Annotated in this window: 6 protein-coding genes and 1 pseudogene; 4 read left to right on the forward strand and 3 right to left on the reverse strand. The window is 70.1% G+C overall.

Features of this window, described 5'->3' with window-relative positions; genetic code table 11:
- The 3 genes and pseudogenes from MFF42_RS19230 to MFF42_RS19240 all read right to left on the reverse strand — a co-directional run.
- A pseudogene (locus tag MFF42_RS19230) lies at window positions 1-119 on the reverse strand (chlorophyll synthase ChlG); the annotation flags it as partial.
- A 124-nt stretch (window positions 120-243) separates the two neighbouring features.
- Window positions 244-1704 carry a transcriptional regulator PpsR gene (gene ppsR, locus MFF42_RS19235; protein ID WP_238257182.1) on the reverse strand — a complete coding sequence of 487 codons (1461 nt, stop codon included), beginning with the start codon at window positions 1702-1704 and terminating at the stop codon, window positions 244-246.
- A 28-nt stretch (window positions 1705-1732) separates the two neighbouring features.
- Complete coding sequence (locus MFF42_RS19240; protein ID WP_238257186.1) at window positions 1733-2620, reverse strand: cobalamin B12-binding domain-containing protein; 888 nt, start codon at window positions 2618-2620, stop codon at window positions 1733-1735.
- A 259-nt stretch (window positions 2621-2879) separates the two neighbouring features.
- Here MFF42_RS19240 and bchF point away from each other — a divergent pair, with 259 nt between their 5' ends.
- From bchF to MFF42_RS19260, 4 genes are all read left to right on the forward strand, one after another.
- Window positions 2880-3383 carry a 2-vinyl bacteriochlorophyllide hydratase gene (gene bchF / locus MFF42_RS19245; protein ID WP_238257183.1) on the forward strand — a complete coding sequence of 168 codons (504 nt, stop codon included), beginning with the start codon at window positions 2880-2882 and terminating at the stop codon, window positions 3381-3383.
- A complete protein-coding gene (locus tag MFF42_RS19250; RefSeq protein WP_373875198.1) occupies window positions 3380-4663 on the forward strand; it encodes a ferredoxin:protochlorophyllide reductase (ATP-dependent) subunit N in 1284 nt (427 codons plus the stop codon). The genes bchF and MFF42_RS19250 overlap by 4 nt, the downstream gene beginning before the upstream one ends.
- Before the next feature lie 5 nt (window positions 4664-4668).
- On the forward strand, window positions 4669-6261 hold the full coding sequence (gene bchB, locus MFF42_RS19255) for a ferredoxin:protochlorophyllide reductase (ATP-dependent) subunit B (protein WP_238257184.1): 1593 nt from the start codon (window positions 4669-4671) through the stop codon (window positions 6259-6261).
- Window positions 6236-6439 (forward strand): DUF3479 domain-containing protein (locus MFF42_RS19260; protein WP_238257185.1); only part of this gene is annotated, 204 nt, incomplete at its 3' end. The genes bchB and MFF42_RS19260, both read left to right, overlap by 26 nt.

Here is a 6439-nt window from a genome sequence, read left to right on the forward strand (position 1 = left end):
CATTGCCCGGACGGCGCCTGACCCGAGGAGATCACCCCGCAGGCGAACGCCCACATCGGCGCAAACCATGTAATCGGCTTGAGGAGCTCGACGACGGCGCTCGGTGCGGGCGTAGCCATGCCCGGAAGCTACCGGCGGCAGGCGACCGGTGTCAACTGAACTTTACACCTGATCTCGTCTAAAGTGTTTGCGCGGCTCGTCCTCGGCTGAGATGCATTATAATGCAGAAAATCCGAGCGGCGATTACGAGGTCAACTCTGGGTCGTTGGTATCGAGATCGCCGACGCCGTATCGGCGCATCTTCGCGTAGAGGCCCTGCCGGCTGAGTCCCAGCATCTCCGCGGCCGAGGCGCGGTTGTCGCGGGTGATCCTCAAAGCCGCCTCGATGCACAGTTTTTCGATGAGATCGGTCGTCTCGCGCACGAGGGCCTTCATCGAGACGCGGCCCACCAGCTCCGTCATCTGCTCGACCGAGCGGGGCAGATCATGGCCGCCGCCGGCATGGACCGGGGCCGCCCGGCGGGGCGTCGCGCGCACGGTGAAGCCGAAGCAGGGCTGTTCGGCGTGGGAGGTGGCGACCGCAGCGATCTCCACCTCCTCCATCGAGCCGTACTGACCGCGCATGACGGTCGGGAAATGGCGCACCGAGCCGTGATCGCGCAGCATCGCGAACAGCGCCAGCGCCTCGGTCTCCTCGCGACCGAGCCAACTGTCCAAGGTCCGGCCGCGCACCTGCTCCTCGGTGGCGTGCTGGGTGAGATCGAGGAAGGCGGTGTTGGCGGTGAGGATGCGCCGGGCGGCGTCGGTGACGACGAAGCCCTCCGGCATCCGCTGGATCACGTCGAGCGCGCCGCCGCTGAACTCGACGCGCTCCGGCGTCACCGGCGCCAGCGACGCGAGCCGCACCAGAACCGACGTCGTGCCCTCGCCGCGGAACAGGGAAGCGGACACGCGCACATCCCCCCGGCCGCCGGCCAGCGGCATGACGAGATCGGTCGCCTGCCCCGTCACGCGCAGGCCGGCGAACAGGGTCTCCAGCTCTCGCAGGCTCGCCGCATCGAACAGGTCGGCGGCATCCTGGCCGATCAGGCGCTTCTGCGATCGGCCGAGCAGCCGCATCGCCGCCGGATTGACCTCGGTCACGCGCCGCGTGCCCGCATCGACCACCAGCACGGGCTCGCCCGAGAGCTGGAACAGGAGCTTGTAGCGGGTCTCGGCCGTGCGCAGGCGGTCGTAGTCCCGCTCCAGCGCCTGCTGGGTCTCCGCCAGACGGCGCTGGAGGGCGGCGATCGCCCGCAGATCCTGGCCGATGACGATGATCGGCCCGTCCTTGCGCGGCCTGAGCGTGGCGTAGCGAATCGGAAGGTCGGTGCCGGTGGGGGAGGGATGGTTGACCTGCCGCCAGCGGGTCATGGTGCCGGGCGCCGAGTCGCGCAGCAGCGCGTCGATCTTCGGCCGGCTCTCGACGGTCACGGTGTCGATCCAGGGCCGTCCGAGCCAGGACTCGATTCCCTGACCCTCGAAATCGGCCCGGCCCGCCGCGGTGTCGCGGATGATGCCGCGATCATCGACCACGAGGGAGAGATCGGCCGTCGCAGCGATCAGCATTCCGGCCGCCTCGCCGTCGAGGAGACCGGCTGCCTGTTGCAGCGCCGGGGAAGGGCGCCGGGGAGAAGGACTCGCCAAGCTGCTCAAGGTCAACACTTCGTGAGGGGGGCGGGAAGCGCCCTTATCAACAGGCTCGCGATCGCTTTTCAAGCAAGCTTTCCGCGATCAGCGGCGCGAGCCGCCCATCTTCCGCGGTGCCGTCCGCGCCCACGAGGCGCACATGGTTCGAATTCCTAGCGAAATAGGGGCCGCCGACCAGCACCTTGAGCCCGGGATTGCGCGAGGCCACCCGCAAGCCGCGGATCAGGTCCGGCAGGGCGGGCAGGAACACGTCGCAGGACAGCGTCAGCCCGACGACATCGAACCATTCCGATCGGATCAGCTCTTCGGGTACGTGATTCGACCCGATGCCCGTCGTGGTCACGTCCCATCCCGCCTCGCGGAAGATGGAGGCCACGATCGACAGGGAGAAGACATGCGTCTCGCCGGGGCACGGCACCAGAAGGATGCTGCGCCCCGACGGATCGACGGCGTCGTCCTCGAGCCTCGCGCAGAGCTCCCGCGCCGCCGCCTGGAGTCGTCCGAGGGCGACGGTCACGTCCACGAAGTCACACGAATCGTCCTCCCAGAGCTGCCCGAGGTGCCGGGCCATCGGCGCCAGGAGTTCGACGAGCACGCCTTCGAGGGTCAGACCCGCGTCGAGGAATTGCAGCAGATGGGCCGCGACGTCGGTGTCGTTGCGGGCGAGCAGCAGATCGCAGAGGCGCTGGACCTCCTCGGAGGTCGGCGGTCGGTTCGACGATGCTGTCCGCGGTTCGGCCCGGTGCCGGTGCGTCAGCATGAGCCGGGGCAGAATCTCCGCCTCGACGACGCTGGCGAGCTGACCGCGCATCCGCGCGCCGCCGGGCTGGTCCTCGAAGGGCGAGCCCGACAGCGGTTCCGCCAAGGCACCGCAATCCGGCGCAACGGCGGGCAGTTCGAGTCGCTCGCCGAAATGCCTCCACTCACCCATGGGTCTCTCCCCGAGGATGCGGCCCCCTGCGACAAGAAGCATTTTAATGCGTCCTGGCGCACCGAAAGCAACGGATGCGTGCAGGCTAACGATACGCTTCCGCTCGCGATTGGCAATCCCCACCGCGGATTGGACCGCCTCGAAATGTAATTTGGAGCGAACGTCAACTTGGATTGACAGTTTCCGGCGGCCGGGCCTAGGCTCTGCCGCAATCGAGGTTCCGCGAAACGGGGCCGGGTATCGAGCGAGGGCGGACGCCATGCGGCAACGCCAGGGCCGGCATAAACCGCTCTACACGAGCGCCGAGCGTGAACGGCGCGACGCCTCGCCCTGGACCCTCGTGCAGGGGGTGCTGGCCCCGCTGCAGTTCCTCGTCTTCCTGGCGAGCCTCGGCCTGGTGCTGCGCACGCTCGCGACGGGGGAGGGGGCGGAGGCCGCCAACGCCTCCGTCGTCGCCAAGACCCTGGTCCTCTACGCGATCATGGTGACCGGCTCGATCTGGGAGAAGGCCGTGTTCGGCCGCTACCTGTTCGCGCCGGCCTTCTTCTGGGAGGACGTGTTCAGCATGCTCGTGCTGGCGCTGCACACGGCCTATCTCGCCGCCCTCGGTCTCGGCTGGCTCGACACGCACGGATTGCTCGTCCTCGCGCTCGCCGCTTACGCCGCCTACCTCATCAACGCCGGACAGTTCCTCCTGAAACTCCGGGCGGCGCGGCTCGAAGCGCCGGCCTCCCTGACCTTCGCCGGGGAGGCGGGCCGGTGAACGCGCACGCGCCCCTTCCCGCCGCCGACCGTCCCGCCGCCGAGTGCGGCGCGGCGATCCGCGCCGAGCGCGGTCAGCGGGCGGTGTTCTGCGGCCTCACCGGCATCGTCTGGCTGCACCGCAAGATCCAGGACGCCTTCTTCCTCGTCGTCGGCTCGCGGACCTGCGCCCACCTGATCCAGTCGGCGGCGGGCGTGATGATCTTCGCCGAGCCGCGCTTCGCCACCGCCATCATCGACGAGCGCGATCTCGCCGGCCTCGCCGACATGAACGAGGAGCTCGACCGGGTCGTGACCCGGCTGATCGAGCGCCGGCCCGACATCCGGCTGCTCTTCCTCGTCGGCTCCTGCCCCTCCGAGGTGATCAAGCTCGACCTGTCGCGGGCGGCCCTGCGGCTGTCGCAGCGGCTGGCGCCGGGCGTGCGGGTGCTCAACTATTCGGGGTCGGGCATCGAGACGACCTTCACCCAGGGCGAGGATGCCTGCCTCGCTTCCCTGGTGCCCGAGCTGCCCGAGGCGGCGGGGACGGACGAGCTCCTCGTCGTCGGCGCGCTGGCCGACGTGGTCGAGGACCAGTTCGCCCGGCTGTTCGCCGATCTCGGCATCGCCGCGCGGTTCCTGCCGGCGCGCCGGGCGAGGCAGATGCCGGCGGTCGGGCGCGGCACGCGCTTCCTGCTCGCTCAGCCCTTCCTCGCGGACACTGCCCGTGCCCTCGAGGAGCGCGGTGCCCGGCGCATCGCCGCCCCGTTTCCGCTCGGCGCGGAGGGCACGACCGAGTGGCTGCGCGCGGCCGCCGACACCTTCGCCGTCGCTGCCGACCGCTTCGACGCGGTGACGGCGCCGGCCCTGCGGCGCGCGCGTCAGGCGCTGGCAGCCCATTCGGAAAAGCTCGCGGGAAAGCGGGTGTTCTTCTTTCCCGATTCGCAGCTCGAAGTGCCGCTCGCCCGATTCCTGTCGCGGGAGATGGGCGCCGCGCTGATCGAGGTCGGCACGCCCTACCTCCACCGCGGCCACCTCGCCGCCGAGATCGAATGGCTGCCCGGCGGCACGCCGGTGGTCGAGGGCCAGAGCCTCGACGACCAGCTCGACCGCTGCCGGACGGCGCGCCCCGACCTGACGGTGTGCGGCCTCGGGCTGGCCAACCCGCTGGAGGCGGAGGGGCTGACCACGAAGTGGTCGATCGAGCTGCTGTTCACGCCGATCCAGGGCTACGAGCAGGCGGGCGACCTCGCCGAGTTGTTCGCGCGTCCCCTCGACCGACGCGCCCGGCTGGAGGTGTAGCCGCGATGCAGCTCACCGTCTGGACCTACGAGGGACCGCCGCATATCGGCGCCATGCGGGTCGCCACCGCGATGGAGGGCCTGCACTACGTGCTGCACGCGCCCCAGGGCGACACCTACGCCGACCTGCTCTTCACGATGATCGAGCGGCGCGCCCAGCGCCCGCCGGTCACCTACACGACGTTCCAGGCACAGGATCTCGGCCGCGACACCGCGGCGATCTTCAAGGACGCGGTCGCCGCCGCCTACGCGCGTTTCCGGCCGCAGGCGATGATCGTCGGCGCGTCCTGCACCGCGGAGCTGATCCAGGACGATCCGGGGGGGTTGGCCAAGGCCCTCGACCTGCCGATCCCGGTGATTCCGCTGGAGCTGCCCGCCTATCAGAAGAAGGAGAACTGGGGCGCCTCCGAGACCTTCTATCGGCTGGTGCGCGCGCTTTCCGGCTCTCCGACCGAGCGCTCGCCGCGCGAGGGGCGGCGTCCGTCCTGCAACATCCTGGGGCCGACGGCGCTCGGGTTCCGCCACCGCGACGACCTGATCGAGGTCCGGAAGATCCTCGACGCGCTCGGGATCGCGGTGAACGTAGTCGCGCCGCTCGGCGCCAGCCCCGCCGACCTTGGGCGACTCGGCGCGGCCGACTTCAACGTGGTGCTCTATCCCGAGGTGGCGCGGGCCGCCGCGCAGTACCTCGAAAAGACCTTCCGCCAACCCTTCACCGACGAGGTGCCGATCGGGGTCGGGGCGACGACGCGCTTCGTGGAAGCGGTGGCGGCGCTCGCCGGCGTCGATCCCGCGCCCGTCCTCGCCGACGCGCCGTCGCGCCTGCCCTGGTACAGCCGGTCGGTCGACTCGACCTATCTCACGGGCAAGCGAGTCTTCGTCTTCGGCGACGCCACCCACGCCCTGGCCATCGCCCGCGTGGCGACGCGCGAACTCGGCTTCAGGCTCGTCGGGCTCGGCACCTACACCCGCGAATTCGCCCGCGAGGTCCGTGCGGAGGCCGCGCTCCACGGCATCGAGGCGACGATCACCGACGATTACCTCGACGTCGAGGCGGCGATCCAGGCGGCGGCGCCCGAACTCGTGCTCGGCACGCAGATGGAGCGCCACGTCGCCAAGCGGCTCGGCATCCCCTGCGCGGTGATCTCTGCACCGATCCACGTCCAGGACTTTCCCGCGCGCCACTCGCCGCAGATGGGCTTCGAGGGCGCCAACGTCCTGTTCGACACCCTGGTGCACCCCCTGATGATGGGGCTGGAGGAACATCTCCTCGGGATGTTCCGCGAAGATCCCGAATTTCACGATGGCGCCGCCCCGTCTCATCTCGGTCGCACGCCGAGCAGGATCGCGGACGCCGTGGAACGGGCGCCGAACCATCCTCCCCTCGCGTCGGCGCCCGTTCCATCCCTCCACGTCCAGGGCGCCGACGCGGTGCGAACCGCGCCGTGGGCCCCCGATGCCGAGAAGGAGCTGAGGAAGATCCCGTTCTTCGTGCGCGGAAAGGCCCGCGCCAACACCGAGCGCTTCGCCCGCGAGCGGCAGCTCCCGCTCATCACTCTCGAGACCCTTTACGATGCCAAGGCGCATTTCGGCCGATAGGCCCACCATCCGCGTCGTCATCGTCACGCTCGACAATCACTTGGCGAGCGCGGTGGAGCGGGCGCGCCTGCGTCTCGCCGCCGAGATGCCGGGCCTCACCTTGAGCTTCCACGCCGCCGCCGAGTGGGAGACCGACAGGGCGGCGCTTCACGCCTGCGAGGTGGAGATCGCCCGCGCC

The sequence above is a fragment of the Methylorubrum podarium genome (assembly GCF_022179745.1).
In the GTDB taxonomy this organism is placed as follows: domain Bacteria; phylum Pseudomonadota; class Alphaproteobacteria; order Rhizobiales; family Beijerinckiaceae; genus Methylobacterium; species Methylobacterium podarium.

Bases quoted from the DNA above. Each gene is read 5' to 3' on its own strand.
- MFF42_RS19240 (WP_238257186.1), bottom strand. From the start codon at position 2,620: ATGGGTGAGTGGAGGCATTTCGGCGAGCGACTCGAACTGCCCGCCGTT.
- bchF (WP_238257183.1), top strand. From the start codon at position 2,880: ATGCGGCAACGCCAGGGCCGGCATAAACCGCTCTACACGAGCGCCGAG.
- bchB (WP_238257184.1), top strand. From the start codon at position 4,669: ATGCAGCTCACCGTCTGGACCTACGAGGGACCGCCGCATATCGGCGCC.